The organism is Shewanella sp. SM55, assembly GCF_025654025.1.
In the GTDB taxonomy this organism is placed as follows: Bacteria; Pseudomonadota; Gammaproteobacteria; order Enterobacterales; family Shewanellaceae; genus Shewanella; species Shewanella oncorhynchi.
In genome coordinates this window covers 94,917-110,830 of record NZ_JAKKRS010000002.1, presented here as the reverse complement: position 1 = coordinate 110,830, position 15,914 = coordinate 94,917, and the positions used below count along the sequence as shown (strand labels likewise).

The window sequence follows — 15,914 nt, the reverse complement described above, 5'->3', positions numbered from 1 at the left end:
TCTGAATTAGCTTTTTATTTTATGCCTTCTCGACAATTTTTTTATGCATATTATTCCATTGCTCAGGAAATTTACCGTCGAGCATATACACAAATGCAATCAGTTCGGCGATAAGCAGGTAAAGCTCCTTGGGAATTTCCTCTCCTAACTCTAGCAATTGCAAAAAATGGCTCAGATGGGGATCTTGATGGATATAAACGCCGTTAGCCTTAGCTAAGGCAATAATTTCTTCTGCGATAAGCCCTTCACCAGTCGCGACTATTTTAGGAGCGTTACGGCCATCGTAGCTCAGTGCGACAGCTTGTTTAGGTTCACTCTCTTCGCTCATATCGTTATTTCCAATGTTTTGTATAATGAACTCAATATTAGTGTTGGAACATTGTCACTCATTAAGCTTTTGTCTTTACGAGGAAATGATCACCAGGTAATAAGGTTGCTGGTACTTGCGCTATTTGAGTTGATAGTTCACCAGGCGTAAAACCCAGTTGTGATAGTTTTTGGCTTAAGGGCGTTAAAAAGTTATTAACCTTATTAAGTAGTATCTGACTATTGCCTTTAAACTGGATATCTAAGTGTTGATTGTGGTTTTGGGCTGAAATCAGCAGAGGTCCTTGTGCTAGATTAAACTTCAGTTGTAAACGCCATCCCATTTTTTTATCTGGATCATCAGGATCGGCTTCTTGCTCAAATTTCCCTTCCAGTTGCTCCTGTCGTTGGTTAATGCTATAGGGAAGGGCGAAGAACCAGACCAAATTGCCAGCGCTCTCATTACTTGCCTGTTGGTATAAATGCAGGTTAGAGGCTAATAGTCCCATGCTATCAAGGCCTCCTGCTTTGCTCAGTTGCCCAAGAAGTTTAGTGGAGAAGCCCACTTTAGCTTGTAACTGTTCAAGGTAGTCGGCAAGCTTTTTGCTCATGGAATTCGAATTGTTATTGGCTTTAAAGCCAAGTAGCAGCTGAAAAAGTGAGGTAATTGCACTCCCATTCATGAGCATAGAGGCTTGATTTGATTGAGGCGTAGCAAGATTTAGACTCGCTAGACCGAGAATATTGGCTTTGAGCTCATCGATATCATTCAATTGGCTTAGTGGTGGTAGCCCTAAATGCGGTAGGTGTTTCAATAACTCAGATGCTAAATTCGAGCTGCTATTAGAACGAGATAACTCAATAGGAAGTGCCCCCGCTTTATTGAACGCTTTTTGTAAGATATCAGCCACTTTTACCGAAGTATCAGTCTTAGCATCATTGTCTTGTTGTTCACTCTTTTGGCTGCTGGATCCTAAAATATTATTAAGTTTGTTTATGTCTGTAGGACTCACACTTAGGATTTCTTGTGACGTTTTTGAGCCTTGAGATAATCCGTTTTTGCTATTTACGTTTTCACCCATTTGTGATGTTGGTGATTGACCCACAAGCCGATTTTCAAGGGCTGAGTTTTGGGTGCTGATCTGACCTAAGTCTTTAGTTGTTGACGTTATGACTTGCGCGTTAGAGATATTCTGTGAGCCAGTCGCAGTAGGCGCTGATGGAACATCTACTTTACTTTGAAGCTGCATTATATCGACTTTGGCCGTGACAATTTGTTTTGTGGATTCAGGTAAAAAGTTGATATTTTCGAGTTTTTTTAGAAAGGAGGCAATTATCTGGGCTGGTTCAATTTTCGCGATCACAAGATCAGAAGATGGTTTATTTGTGGGAACCTGAGTTTCATTTACTGGCGTCCCAATTATGATTTCGAGTTTGCTCTGTATTGGGGTGAGTAATAAAATAGGGCGCCCTTGTTGAAAGGCTATTTTCGCGATGAATTCACCTTGATTAAGCTGGGGTCCAGGATCTTGTGCTACAACGGTACCATTAGCAAATTGAAACTCCTTGTTAACTATAGTGACGTTGGGTAATGGATAGCCCTGTGTGCGAGCCGCGAGCGCTGAAAGCTGCGTCTGAGATATGCCATTTTGTTGTGCCAGATTGATCACTGCCTCAGGAATTTTCAGTACGAGAGGTGTAGCTAAGGCAAGCAGTTGGCTAGCGGAGTTTTGCACTATCGTAGTTGGAGTTGAGCTGTTCTGCGCATTGGGCGTGACTAAAAAGCTATTAGCAGTCAACAATATTTGCCGCTGTTGAGCATTAACTAGCTTTAAATTATATTCTGTACCGTTTAGAATAATACTATCTCCCTCAGGTGATGTTTGTACCTGAGCTGGAATGGGGCGTGGAGTAGCATTGAGGGCATCAGTGTGGGCCATCGCAGTGTGTAACTGCGAATTTTGACTGCTGACAAGTGGAATCGACTCCATTTAATGACCTTATATAGTTTATCCTGCGATACATTCGTTTAGTAAAATTAACAATTGACCAATTTTTTTTGCCAAGTATGCTTATGCGCCTTGTGACAAAGGAACTGTCATACTGGATAGTATGCCACTAAGACGAATTATCTTTATATCGTCATTTTTGTATTGTCACTTTAGCGAAAATTTGATGTCTAAACTGTACATTTATATTAAGAGAGCGATATGAAGTTAAAATGGATGGGATTATCTTTGGGGTTAATGCTGTTGCCTAAAGTGCAATCGGCTGAAGTATCCCTACCAGATACCATTCAGCAGGAAACACCTGCTAAGGTACAAATTACCTATGATGATCCCCGCGATCCGTTCGAAGGCTTTAACCGAGCTATGTGGGACTTCAACTATCTCTACCTAGATAGATATTTATATCGTCCTGTAGCCCATGGTTATAACGATTATATTCCTACGCCTGCTAAAACAGGTATCAATAACTTTGTGCAGAATTTAGAGGAACCTAGCAGCTTAGTAAACAATGTGCTGCAGGGTAAGTGGGGCTGGGCAGCTAATGCTGGTGGACGCTTTACAATCAATTCTACTGTCGGCTTATTAGGTGTCATTGATGTCGCTGACATGATGGGTATGAGCCGCAAGCAAGATGAGTTTAATGAAGTGCTGGGTTATTATGGGGTGCCTAATGGACCTTACTTCATGGCGCCATTTGCGGGGCCTTATGTTGTGCGAGAACTCGCGTCTGATTGGGTTGATGGTCTATACTTCCCATTGTCTGAGTTAACAATGTGGCAATCCATTGTTAAATGGGGACTTAAAAACCTTCATTCTAGAGCATCAGCAATCGATCAAGAGCGACTTGTTGATAATGCACTCGATCCTTATGCCTTTGTCAAAGATGCATATTTACAGCACATGGACTATAAAGTCTATGATGGTAATGTCCCTCAAAAGCAAGATGATGAGTTGCTCGATCAGTATATGCAGGAGCTTGAGTAACCCTATTGGCCGTACTTGACAGCATTTGTCTTTAGTCATCAAATGCTAGCCTTGTTAAATTTTGTTATTGGCATATTCACTTAAGTAATGGCTATGCGATGAACTTTATTCGGGAACCTTTATGGCGTTAAATGGTGTTGCGGTTCTTTTAGTTGAAGATGACCCCGTGTTTAGGCAGATTGTTGCAAGCTTTCTCGATAGCAGAGGCGCGCAAGTCACACAAGCCTGTGATGGTGAACAAGGATTGTCAGTTTTTAAATCGCAGCGCTTCGATATTGTTCTTGCAGACTTGAGTATGCCTAAGCTCGGTGGACTCGATATGCTTAAGGAAATGACAAGGTTAGCACCTTTAGTGCCTTCTATTGTGATCTCGGGTAATAATGTCATGGCTGACGTCGTAGAAGCCTTACGCATTGGCGCCAGTGATTATCTCGTTAAGCCAGTATCTGATTTATTTATTATTGAACAAGCCATTAAACAAAGCCTTCATAGTTCCTATATTGATGATACTCAAGCCGCAGATTTTGACGCGCTATCCCACCAAGAATTAAGTGATAATCTAGCATTGCTTGAGCAAAGTGTTGCTGCGGCAAAACAAGTTCAGCAACAACTCTTTCCCGCTTCAAATATTAGTTATCCGGTAGCCAAGGTTGACTATAGCCTTTATAAAAATAGCGATATAAGCAGTTATTTCATTGATTCAACTATGGTAGGTAGTGATTACCTGATTATGTACATGGCCCATTTGTACCCAGAGGATAATCGAGCTGCGTTTGCCTGCGTTCTGCTGAGAAGTTTTGTTAATCAAAAGCTTAAAGATTTTAGGAATGGTCAGAGTCAAAGCATTATTGAGCCTTTTAACATGATGAGCTATTTGAACGAGCGTTTAGTGAAATCCGGTCTCGATATCAAAGCCGATATGATTTATGTTGCCATTGAGCTAACTAAGTACCGTGCAGCTATTGCACAGGCGGGTAAGGGGCTGCGTTGTTATCTGCGTAATGACGAGGGATTAAGCCCGTTAGCACTGTCTGAGAGCCTGCAGCTTGGCGTGTTAGACTGGGGTAAACCGAGCATTCAGTTCCGAAGTATTTTACCGCAAGAACAGTTGTGTATTGCGACAAGTGAGCCTGAGCATAAACAAGCTTTACTTGATAACAAGTTTAAGGGCTTAGTCTATGATGCAACGCTACCTGCTGGTGGTTTTCTACAGTTAAGCCTTTAGTTTTTTTGACGCTTTGGCGAAATTGAGTATACCGAATAGCTGAGTTAACAAAAACGCCTTACTCTTGCGAGTAAGGCGTTTTGTTTTAACAGTTAAAAAGATAATTAACGTTTTATCGCTTCATGTTCAGCCGTCACTGCAATTTCGCTTTCTAAGGCTTCAGCTTCAGTATGATGCTTGGTTTCTGCGCCATGCATCCAATCGACTAATTTGTCAGCCATAAAATACAGGATCACGCCAGACAGAGCCGCTGTAATCGCAATACCAGAGAAGATCGCCATTGCATTAGCCAGTTGCTCTTCTTTCTCCCCACCATGGCCGATGAATGAACCTACCACACCGCCAATCTTGTTAGCTGCTGCAACGAATAGGAACCAAGCTCCCATCATCAAAGAGGCAATACGCAGTGGAGCTAGCTTAGTCACCATAGATAAGCCTATGGGCGATAAGCAGAGCTCACCCATAGTGTGGAAGAAATAAGCGCCCACTAACCACCACATGCTCGACTTAACAGATGCATCGCCACCCATTTGCATTACTGCACCTATCATAAATAGGAAGCCGATAGCGAGTAAGACCAAGCCAAGTGCAAATTTCACCGGAGAGTTAGGTTCATTCTTGCCTAAACGGATCCAGATAGAAGCAATTACAGGGGCAAATAATACAATGAAGATAGCGTTTAACGATTGGAACCAAGTGGTAGGTACTTCAAAGGTGCCAACCATACGATCGGTAAACTCGTTAGTGAACAAGTTCATTAAACCGCCCGCTTGTTCAAAGCCCGCCCAGAAAATAATCGTGAATAAACCCATTACCATGATGACCTTAATACGATCACGTTCGACTTTGGTCAGTGGTTCCTTACGCACTTCGCCTTTCTCTTCCGCTTTTTGTTTTTCAAGCTTAGCGGCTGGCACTCTTCCTATATCGCCTAAGTATTTCTGCGCGAATAAAAATTGGATGATTAAAGAGAAAATCATCCCCACACCCGCACAGAAGAAGCCCGCTTGCCAGTTGTTAACAAACACTTCTTTACCATCGATAATAGAAGCATGGCCGAAGTTAGTGTAGGCCCAAGCGACGATAAAACCTGATAATGCAGCACCTAAGTTGATGCCCATGTAGAAAATCGTAAACGCGCCATCACGACGGTGATCGCCTTCTTCGTAGAGATCGCCCACCATAGTGGAAATGTTTGGCTTGAACAAACCGTTACCCAGAATGAGGGTACCTAGACCAATATAAAATACAGTAGTTTCTAGACCAGGGATCCAGCTATGCGGCGCAGCAAGCAAGAATTGACCTGCGGCCATTAATGCCCCACCAAAATAAATGGCTTTGCGTTGACCCAGTATGTTATCGGCTAACCAACCACCAATAAGTGGTGTCAAGTAAACCAAACCTGTGAATGTGCCGTAAAGTGACAAAGCTTCAGCTTGAGTCCATCCTAAGCCATGTCCACCATCACTTTGCACTCTATCAACGAGATAAAGCACCAAAATGGCACGCATTGCATAATAACTAAATCGTTCCCAAAGTTCTGTTGTAAACAGCAAGAACAATCCCTTGGGATGCCCAAGCATCGTTCCTTGTGGTTTTGCTACGCTCATGAAGTCTTCCACCTTAAGCTCGTGATTGCCTGTGGGCCCCTGAAACAGGATGATGTCACCACAGAAAAATGGTTGTTGCTCGTCCCAATATCGCCTGCAGGTTTTTATCAACCATTAATTCGCGCTATAGCATTCATTAATTGTTGAATAACCGCTAGTTACGTATGGGTTATTGTTACGTTCTTATAATAAAAGTAATGTGTTTAGCAGTAAAATGAGTATTTTCGCTAAAATCCCACCTTATATACCCCTTAAAAGCAACCAAAGTCAATTTTGGTAAGCTAAGTGGTGACATTATCAGCAGTATAGTGTTGTGATTTTAATTATGAATTAGTTAATGTGAGCGTCATTGTATGCATACCGAGCGAGAGACTGGAATAGTCGAAAAATTACTTCCACCGACTTGAGCATCTTTGCTATGATTGCGACCCGTGAATGGACGTCACTTATTTATAGGGTAGTGAGATTAGCTTATGAAGGCATGGTACCTTTTGTATTGTAAACCTCGTAGTGAAGCGAGAGCACAACAGAACTTAACACTTCAAAATTTAGAGACGTATTTGCCTATGGTCTCTGAAGAGAAATCTCAGCGCGGGCGCAAACAAGTCTGTCGTGTACCACTCTTTCCTAATTACTTATTCATCAATTTTGACCCAAGTCAGACAAGTGTCAGGCAGGTCCATTCTACTCGTGGTGTGAATCGAATCGTTAATTGTCAAGAGAAAATGACGCCCATTGACGACAGAATTATCCATGCCATTCGCATGAAAGAACTAACGCCTTCCCAAACAGTATTAGCCGAAGAATTAGAGCTAAAAACGGGGGAGAAAATTCGTTTTACAGATGGTCCCTTTGTTGATCTCGAAGGCATTTTTCAAGAAAAATGCCCAAACAAACGTTGCCATGTTCTTTTTAACATTATGGGGCAGATAAAGACGGTTACTGTACCGCAGCAAAGTGTGGAACGAATTTGTGTTTAAGTGCACAAGTACAAACCTGTTTGTAGGAGTAATGCTGAGTATTCTGTAAGATATTAGCCATTCTTGAAGTTAATAAAATATCTACCAAAGTGACAAGGTGTTTAATATTTACTTAAAAATCAATTTGTTGATTTTGTTTAGGGTTTGTAGTTACATTTTTAAAATGCAACCTGTTAAGGTGTGATCTTAAAAATGGCCGTTTGAACATTAAATGTTCTATCGGTAGTGAATCTTTGAAGTAAGATTCTGTAATCATAAAGTTAGAATATAAGCTCTTATCTTAAGTGTTTACATCCTATGGTTAAGGTATTTTACTAGCGAAACTGAATGAGTGTGGAGCTTAACTATTTCTTGTAACACTGTTTTATGTTAATGAAAAATATGAATTTTCGCATCGCGAAGGGCAATTTAGAAGCCGCAATCTATGGGCGGTAGCGTGTCTGAAAGGTGAGAAACAGCAGGTTAAGCTCTCGAGCAAGAGGCATGGATGCCGAACTGGCATTTATAGAGGGATATGGTTGAAGAATAAATAGTTTCATTTGTTAAGTTAGCGCTGAAGGGCGTTAGGCCCGCAACGATGTGCGCACCAGTTGCATACCTCAACATTAAAAAATTATGTAGGTCGCTCGCAGGTTCATTGCTAGAAATTAGGGCGGCCTGTTGTGATGCAATAAAAACTGCTGCATCTCAGATTATAAAAGTTGTGTAATGGACGTTTTAACTGGGTGGCGTTCTGCTTTTTAGCTTTATCCTTAGCGTTAAGTGAGCTCGCGAACGTTCCGTTATCCGTAAATTCTTCAGTTCTTGCTTTGTCGGCTCTCGCTGCGAAGCGTTCTAGATCCTAGCAGCCATAGTATTATGGTGCCTTTAGAATCTAAAAGTCGCTCTGCGACACCCTGTTTTCAACCCAATCGGAGATATCTGGTGTTACAACAAATCAAAAAATTCATCATAGTAGGCCTTGGCGCCACAATATTGATGGGCGCTCAGGTTCATGCCGTTACGCCATCTCCACAAATGATTGAGCAGTTCAAGCAATTACCTAAATCTGAACAGGCAAGGCTTGCTAAGCAATACGGTATTGATCCTAATATGCTTTCAGGCTCTCAGGCCCAAACTCAGGTTACAAATCCTGAAGTCGTAGGGGAAAGAGACACCAATGCTCGTGTGTCTGATGCCGATAAAAAAGCTACTAAAGCTGAGTTAGATTTTTCTGAAGATCCCAGCAAAATAAAATTGCGTCGTTTCGGTTATGAGATGTTTGCTGGTGAACCTAGCACATTTGCACCTGTGTCAGACGTCCCTGTTCCAGGAGAGTACCTCGTTGGTCCAGGCGATAACATTAAAGTCCAGCTTTATGGTAAAGAAAATAAAGAGTATGACCTCGTCATTAACCGTGAGGGGGTTATTCAGTTCCCTGAACTGGGTCCAATACCTGTCATGGGGCTTAGTTTCTCTGAACTCCGAGACTCTTTATCCCAGCGTATTAGTGAGCAAATGATCGGTATTGAGTCCAACATCACTATGGGTGAGTTGCGCTCGATACGCATTTTTGTGGCCGGTGATGCCTATAAACCTGGTTCGTATACGGTTTCAAGTTTATCAACTATCACTCAGGCTCTGTTTGTCGCTGGTGGTGTTAACGAGATCGGTTCATTACGTAATGTACAGCTGAAACGTAATGGCAAACTAGTTGGTACTTTAGATCTTTATGACCTGTTAATGCGAGGTGATGCATCGGGGGATTTAAGACTCCATTCTGGTGATGTGGTGTTTATTCCTTCTATCGGTGGCCTTGTAAGCGTAACCGGCGAAGTAAGACGCCCTGCCATTTACGAGCTAAAACACAATGAGAGCATGGCTGACGTTATCGCAATGGCCGCTGGGTTAAATACAGGGGCATATCCTAAAAGCAGTTCAATAGAACGTTATAATAGTAAATCTCTGAAAACCATAGTGAATGTAGACTTGACCTCTGAGCAAGGTCGAAATACACCGGCCAAAGCAGGTGACATTGTTCGTGTAAAAAGTGCGTCGGAGCAATACGAGAGTGCCATCACAATAGCCGGGGCTGTTGTTCGTCCGGGTAAATATCAATGGTTTGTCGGTCAAAAAGTGAGTGACGTATTACCTTCTCTATGGGGAGATTTAGCGGCTTCTGCTGATCTCGATTACGCAATCGTGATCCGTGAAGTGAATCAGTACGGTGATATTGAAGTGCATCAATTCTCACCAGGGAAAGCAATTAGTGCTAAAGAAAGTGGCCAAGATCTTAGCTTAAATGCGCGTGATAAAATCATCCTGTTTAATTTTTCAGATGATATACAGAATCGCTATGAGTTAAATAAATTAGTAAAAGAGCGTGTTGAAAAAGTCACTTCTTTAAATACAAGTAATCTTTTAGGTTCAGATTTATTTAAAGCCGGTTTTGTTCAACTCGATAAAACTAAGTTATCGCAACGTACCGATCTTGCTGGTGTAGTACTAACAGATAAGAAAGAGTCTGAAGAGGCTGAGGTTGTTAAAGGTGTAGTCAATAAAATGTTGGCTAATTTATTTGACGATACAGAACTACTTAAACTCAGTAATCAGATGGGTCGTCAAGAGTTACTTTACCCAGTAATGGTTAAATTAAATAGCCAAGGGCGAGCAGGCTCGGGTATTAAAATAGTTGCTATTGATGGACAGGTAAGAGAGCCCGGAGTATATCCACTGACTGTGGGTGCTCGGGTGAATGATTTAGTGATCGCTGCAGGTGGTTTAAAAGAAGGTGCTTATACCGCTAGAGCTGAATTAACCACTACCTCAACCGATATCAATGGCTCGAGAATTAAGCATAATAATCTTGATTTAACACAAGCTTTGCAAGGAATCGAAAGTGCCAATATCCGTTTAACTGGACGTGACATGCTAACAGTGATGACGACTCCGGATTGGCAAGAATCTAAAGTTGTTGAAATCCGAGGCGAAGTAAAATTCCCAGGACGCTATAATATCCGCCGCGGTGAAACACTAAATGATTTAATCGCTCGTGTGGGTGGGTTTACTGAATATGCTTATTTGCCATCAGCCGTATTTGTGCGCGAATCTGTTCGTAAGCAAGAGCAAATAGAGATTAAAAAGTTAGCCGATCAATTGCGTCGAGATATAGCCACACGAGGTGTATCTCAGGATGGCACTATGGTCAATTATGCTGATGCGCAATTGATGTTGGCCGATTTAGAAAATATCAAAGCGGTAGGGCGCCTCGTTGTCGATTTACCTGCAATTTCATTAGGGATTGAACAAGCGAATATACAGCTTGAAGATGCCGATATCCTCTATGTTCCCTCGACCAAGCAAACCATTGCAGTGATGGGAGAGGTTCAGCACCCAGCAACTCACAGATTTAAAGATGGCTTAACTTTGGACCAATATTTAGCTATGTCTGGTGGTGCACGTAAACGCGCTGATGAAGACCGCACTTACGTTATCCAAGCAAATGGTTCAGTACTCATGCCTGGTCGTTCGAGTTGGTTTACTAGTGAAGACCAGTTACAACCGGGTGATACAATTATTGTGCCATTAGATACAGAATATAAAGATAACCTAAGTCTCTGGACACAGATCACGGGTATTATCTATAACACCGCTGTTGCTGTATCAGTTATCGCAGGGCTGTAGAACTAAGGAGCCAGGAACGCCGCTTTGCGGATACAGTATGTCACTACGTGACTTGCGGATAACCGAACGGGCTGAGCCCTTACGGAAAATGGCACGCCGCGTTGCGGCCACGGTAAACGAATCTTTTTTCTTTTACCGTTATCTGTAAGCGAACGACTGCATGGATGCAGGAGTTAGGATAACGCATGAGCTGTTATCGAGCGTTCCGTTATCCTTTAACCTTCTTAGCTTTCGTGTTCCGTCAATCGTCATTCCTTTCCAAGGAATGGATATGAAGTTTCAAAAGCTAGAAGTCTGGCAACTTAGTTACGAATTATCATCTTCTATTTATATAGCTACAAAAGACCTCCGAGATTGGGGCTTCAGAGACCAAATTACTCGGTCCGGCCTTTCTGTTCCGTCAAATATTGCAGACAAAAGTGCAGGAGCAACTTTTGAACGATGTGAATTTTTGCCTCGGCCTCGAAGAGGTGAGGTACATGGATGTACCGAATAAGGAATGGAACGTTATGGCGCTAAAGAGCAAATACAGTTTTTATATATTGCTAAAGCTTCGCTTGCGGAATTGATTACGCAAGCAATGATTGGTAAAGATATTGGTTATTTAGAACCAAATTATGTTGATGATTTACTAATGAAAACTGAAAGAATATCCGCCATGCTAGCTGGGTTAATCAAATCGATTAAAGGTCGAAATTCAGAAAATAAATAAGCGCACGCCGCTTTGCGGCTACAGAACGTCACTACGTGACTAACGGATGTTACTAGGATAACGGAACGTCAATACGTGACTCACGGATAACGGAACGGGCTTTGCCTTTACGGTAAGCGAACGACTGCATGGATGCAGGAGGTAGAATAACGCAGGAGCAGTTATCGAGCGTTCCGTGAGTGAGACTGCGAACGTTCCGTCAATCGTCAACCGTCAACGTTCTTAGCTTTGCTTTTACCGTTATCTGCGAGCGAAGCGTTCCGTCAACCGTCTACGAGAACTTACATAACGAGATAAGTTTTAAATGTCTAATGAAATAAACAAATATATACAAGATGCAAAGTTTCCGTCGGCTGTGCAAGATGACGAAATCGATCTTCGTGAGTTATTTGCCGTTATTTGGCAAGGCAAATGGTTAATCATTGCTATTACGGCAGTATTTGCTATTGGTGCGGTTATTTTTGCAATAAAACAACCCAATATCTATAAATCCGAAGCTTTATTAGCCCCAGCATCTGAAGAGCAAGGCGGTGGTTTAAGTGCATTAGCATCGCAGTTTGGCGGCTTAGCTAGCTTAGCTGGGGTAAATTTAGGTGCTAAGGGTGGTACGGATAAAACAGAGCTAGCCATTGAGGTATTAAAGTCACGACAGTTTACCAGTGATTTTATTCAAAGACACAATATCCTCGCCGATTTAATGGCAGTCGAAAAATGGGATAGGGATGCTGATAAATTAATTTATGATCCTAAGCTTTATAATGAGCAAACCAATACTTGGGTACGTGAAGCTAAAGCGCCATTTAAACCAGAACCATCAATGCAGGAGGCCTATAAAGTCTTTAGCAAAATGATTGCTGTTAATAAAGCGAAAGAAACTGGAATGGTCACTATTTCAGTTGAGTATTTATCACCTGCTGTTGCGCAGCAGTGGGTCGCTTGGTTAATCCAAGACATTAACAAAGTAATGAAAGACCGCGATGTAGCTGAGGCGAATCGTAGCAGTGAGTTTTTAAATAAACAAATTGCTTTAACTAATGTGGCAGATATTCGAACCATTTTGTATAAGTTAGTAGAAGAGCAAGCGAAAACTATCATGTTTGCTGAAGTGCGCGACGAATACGTTTTTAAAACTATTGACCCCGCATTAGTGCCTGAAGAAAAGGCAAAACCTAAACGCGCATTAATTTGCGTATTAGGCACTATGCTTGGCAGTATGTTAGGTGTAATGTTTGTTTTAATAAGGCACTTTGCTCGTAAACAGAGTGTATAGAATATCAACGTAGGGTTTCCGCATTTGATTTTAAAGTCATATAGCTGTGCTCTGCATGCCATAGGCCATCCTAATGGTTAACAAATTAGGTCTTTGTATGAATTTACGAGTAAATGAAATAGTAGATGCCGAAGAGTTTCAACCAATTAAAACAGTAATTAAACGTTTTAAGTCAAAACGACAGGTACTAACTCAGGAGGTTATTTATGTCTATTGCCCAAAAGATAGGGAGTTAGAGATAGGTGAGATTATTGATGATTACTCATTCGATATGGTAGTTAATGATTACAGCATTACTGATTTAAGTTGCAAAGTGATTTGCCATTTTGAAAGTGCGCGCTTAACCAAAGAGCAAAGGCAATTCTTGGTTAAGGCTACTGAATTAGGAGCTTGGGTTGAACCTTTGGTCAGTTATCTGGATGAGAGGCTGGGTTATACTGAAGTACGCTTACTCCACAGTGGTTATTTTTTGCACCAAAAAGCATTTTCCATTTTATCTACTAAACGCACCCAACTAGCTAAACGTATAATTGATTTGTTTGCAGCTCTTTTACTTTGTTCTATAGCTATACCTGTCGGGCTGATTACTGCACTAGCTATAAAATTAGAAAGTCCAGGGCCTGTATTTTATAAGCAACGGCGTACTGGGCAATATAATGATGAGTTTGAGGTGATAAAATTCCGCTCTATGCGCAGTGATGCTGAAAAAGCTGGAGCACAATGGGCAACGCAAAATGATATCCGAGTAACTAAAGTGGGTAATTTTATTCGCAAAACGCGTATCGATGAATTACCTCAGATAATCAATATTCTTAGGGGGGAAATGTCAATAGTAGGACCTAGACCCGAGCGCGAAGTGTTTATCGCCGAGTTAGAAAAAGAAATTCCTTATTATCGTTTTCGCCATGCGGTTAAGCCTGGAGTAACAGGGTTAGCCCAAGTCAGTTATCCTTATGGAGCATCAGTTGAGGATGCGGTTTGGAAACATAAATATGATATTTATTATATCAAGCACCATAGCTCATTGTTGGATATTAAAATTTTACTAAAAACGGTGAAAGTTGTGTTATTTGGCATGGGAAGATAGTTCTCCTTCGTTATTTTTTTAGGTCAGACGTAATGAAAATTCTAATAACTGGTGGTGCTGGCTTTATCGGGTCTGCAGTCGTTCGTCATATCATCAACAATACCCAAGATAGCGTAATTAACATCGATAAACTGACTTATGCAGGCAATCTTGAGTCACTTGTAAGCGTGGACAAAAATGAAAGATACGCATTCGAGCAAGTGGATATTTGTGACAGAGCAGAACTAGATAGAGTATTTGCACAGCATCAACCTGATGCAGTTATGCATTTAGCGGCAGAGTCTCATGTCGACCGTTCAATTACAGGTCCATCAGATTTCATTCAGACCAATATTGTTGGTACTTATACACTCCTAGAAGCTACACGTGCTTATTGGAATGTTTTATCTGCGGAAGCAAAGAAAGCCTTTCGTTTTCATCATATTTCTACTGATGAAGTGTATGGCGATTTACCTCACCCTGACGAAGTCATGGTGGGCGCTAATCACAATTCACCAATAACAAGTGACCAGCACTTGCTGCTGTTTACCGAAACAACACCTTATGCTCCTAGCAGTCCGTATTCAGCTTCTAAAGCATCAAGTGATCACTTAGTTCGTGCATGGTTACGTACCTATGGCTTACCTACCATAGTGACTAATTGCTCCAACAACTATGGTCCTTATCACTTCCCTGAAAAGCTGATCCCGCTAGTGATCCTTAATGCACTCGAAGGCAAGCCATTGCCTATTTACGGTAAAGGTGATCAGATCCGTGATTGGCTATATGTAGAAGACCATGCTCGTGCACTCTATAAAGTTGTTACAAGTGGCAAAGTCGGTGAAACTTACAATATTGGTGGCCATAACGAGAAACAGAATCTTGAAGTGGTACAAACTATTTGCAGTATTTTAGATACGTTAGTGCCTAAAGCCACGGCTTATGCAGATCAAATTACCTACGTTACTGATAGACCAGGTCATGATCGCCGCTATGCCATTGATGCATCTAAAATAAGCCGTGAGCTTAATTGGCAACCTCAAGAAACTTTTGAGACAGGCCTTCGTAAAACCGTCGAGTGGTATCTTACTAACCAAGAATGGTGCCAGCATGTTCAAGATGGCAGCTATCAACGTGAGCGCTTAGGCATTTAATCTCTTTTATTATGTTGTTTAAAGCTCAGATTTTTCTTTAAACCTAAGGCCGATTTAGGAACTAATTTTAATATGAAAGGAATTATCCTCGCAGGTGGTTCTGGCACTCGTTTGTACCCTATTACTAAGGGGGTATCAAAGCAGTTATTGCCTGTTTACGATAAACCAATGATTTACTATCCAATTTCTGTACTTATGCTTGCGGGAATTCGGGATATTTTAATTATTACCACGCCAGAGGACCAATCATCATTTCAACGCCTTCTTGGAAACGGTAGCGACTTTGGTATTAATCTGCAATATGCAGTTCAAGCAAGCCCGGATGGTTTAGCACAAGCGTTTATTATTGGTGAAGAGTTTATTGGTAACCATAGCGTGTGTTTAGCTCTTGGGGATAACATTTTTTGGGGACAAGGTTTTTCGCCAATTTTAAAGCGGGCAGCAGAGCGCCAAGTAGGTGCTACGGTTTTTGGTTACCAAGTCAAAGATCCTGAGCGTTTTGGTGTGGTGGAGTTCGATCGAAATCAGAAGGCCATTAGCATAGAAGAGAAACCTATTACCCCAAAATCTAATTTCGCGGTAACTGGGTTATATTTTTATGACAATCGAGTAATTGATATTGCTAAAAAAGTTAAACCCTCAGAACGTGGTGAATTAGAAATCACTAGTATTAATCAAGCCTTTCTTCAAATGGGTGAGTTGAATGTTGAGTTATTAGGTCGTGGTTTTGCTTGGCTCGATACTGGTACTTATGAAAGCCTACATGATGCAGCTTCTTTCGTAGAAACTATCGAAAAACGCCAAGGCTATAAAATTGCCTGTTTAGAGGAGATTGCCTGGCGTAATAAATGGCTAACTCATGAACAAGTAGAAAAAACTGCAAATCTAATGTTCAAGAATAGCTATGGACAATATTTGTTATCACTTTTGTAATA

Annotated in this window: 11 protein-coding genes and 1 pseudogene; 9 read left to right on the top strand and 3 right to left on the bottom strand. The window is 41.4% G+C overall.

The features are described 5' to 3' along the window. Positions 1-19: 19 nt before the first annotated feature. Both L5L91_RS03655 and L5L91_RS03650 read right to left on the bottom strand, forming a co-directional pair. Positions 20-328, bottom strand: coding sequence for an EscU/YscU/HrcU family type III secretion system export apparatus switch protein (locus tag L5L91_RS03655; protein WP_028761167.1), 309 nt, complete (start codon positions 326-328; stop codon positions 20-22). Between the two features lie 61 nt (positions 329-389). Next, positions 390-2,297, bottom strand: coding sequence for a hypothetical protein (locus L5L91_RS03650; protein ID WP_263162265.1), 1,908 nt, complete (start codon positions 2,295-2,297; stop codon positions 390-392). 219 nt (positions 2,298-2,516) lie between these two features. On the opposite strand from L5L91_RS03650, the gene L5L91_RS03645 reads away from it, so the two are divergent. Beyond that, a complete protein-coding gene (locus L5L91_RS03645) occupies positions 2,517-3,299 on the top strand; it encodes a VacJ family lipoprotein (RefSeq protein WP_263162267.1) in 783 nt (260 codons plus the stop codon). A gap of 121 nt (positions 3,300-3,420) precedes the next feature. Then, positions 3,421-4,524 carry a response regulator gene (locus L5L91_RS03640; protein WP_263162270.1) on the top strand — a complete coding sequence of 368 codons (1,104 nt, stop codon included), beginning with the start codon at positions 3,421-3,423 and terminating at the stop codon, positions 4,522-4,524. Positions 4,525-4,628: 104 nt separating this feature from the next. Here L5L91_RS03640 and L5L91_RS03635 read toward each other — a convergent pair whose 3' ends face one another. Beyond that, entirely contained in the window at positions 4,629-6,134 is a 1,506-nt protein-coding gene (locus tag L5L91_RS03635) for a peptide MFS transporter (RefSeq protein WP_113939478.1), read from the bottom strand. A gap of 473 nt (positions 6,135-6,607) precedes the next feature. Here L5L91_RS03635 and rfaH point away from each other — a divergent pair, with 473 nt between their 5' ends. The 7 genes and pseudogenes from rfaH (at position 6,608) to rfbA (ending at position 15,912) form a co-directional block, all read left to right on the top strand. Then, positions 6,608-7,114 (top strand): transcription/translation regulatory transformer protein RfaH, encoded by a 507-nt coding sequence (gene rfaH / locus L5L91_RS03630; protein WP_263162273.1) that lies wholly within the window; start codon positions 6,608-6,610, stop codon positions 7,112-7,114. Positions 7,115-8,038: 924 nt separating this feature from the next. Further along, the gene (locus L5L91_RS03625) at positions 8,039-10,777 is read left to right on the top strand and encodes an SLBB domain-containing protein (protein ID WP_263235700.1); all 2,739 of its coding nucleotides are present in this window, start codon (positions 8,039-8,041) and stop codon (positions 10,775-10,777) included. A gap of 160 nt (positions 10,778-10,937) precedes the next feature. After that, positions 10,938-11,489: pseudogene (locus L5L91_RS03620) on the top strand (four helix bundle protein). A 304-nt stretch (positions 11,490-11,793) separates the two neighbouring features. Next, complete coding sequence (locus L5L91_RS03615; RefSeq protein ID WP_263202391.1) at positions 11,794-12,759, top strand: Wzz/FepE/Etk N-terminal domain-containing protein; 966 nt, start codon at positions 11,794-11,796, stop codon at positions 12,757-12,759. Between the two features lie 97 nt (positions 12,760-12,856). Then, on the top strand, positions 12,857-13,846 hold the full coding sequence (locus tag L5L91_RS03610; protein WP_263202390.1) for an exopolysaccharide biosynthesis polyprenyl glycosylphosphotransferase: 990 nt from the start codon (positions 12,857-12,859) through the stop codon (positions 13,844-13,846). Positions 13,847-13,878: 32 nt separating this feature from the next. Then, positions 13,879-14,979, top strand: coding sequence for a dTDP-glucose 4,6-dehydratase (gene rfbB, locus L5L91_RS03605; RefSeq protein WP_263235698.1), 1,101 nt, complete (start codon positions 13,879-13,881; stop codon positions 14,977-14,979). A 72-nt stretch (positions 14,980-15,051) separates the two neighbouring features. Continuing rightward, on the top strand, positions 15,052-15,912 hold the full coding sequence (rfbA, locus tag L5L91_RS03600) for a glucose-1-phosphate thymidylyltransferase RfbA (RefSeq protein WP_263202387.1): 861 nt from the start codon (positions 15,052-15,054) through the stop codon (positions 15,910-15,912). The last annotated feature ends 2 nt before the right edge of the window (positions 15,913-15,914 follow it).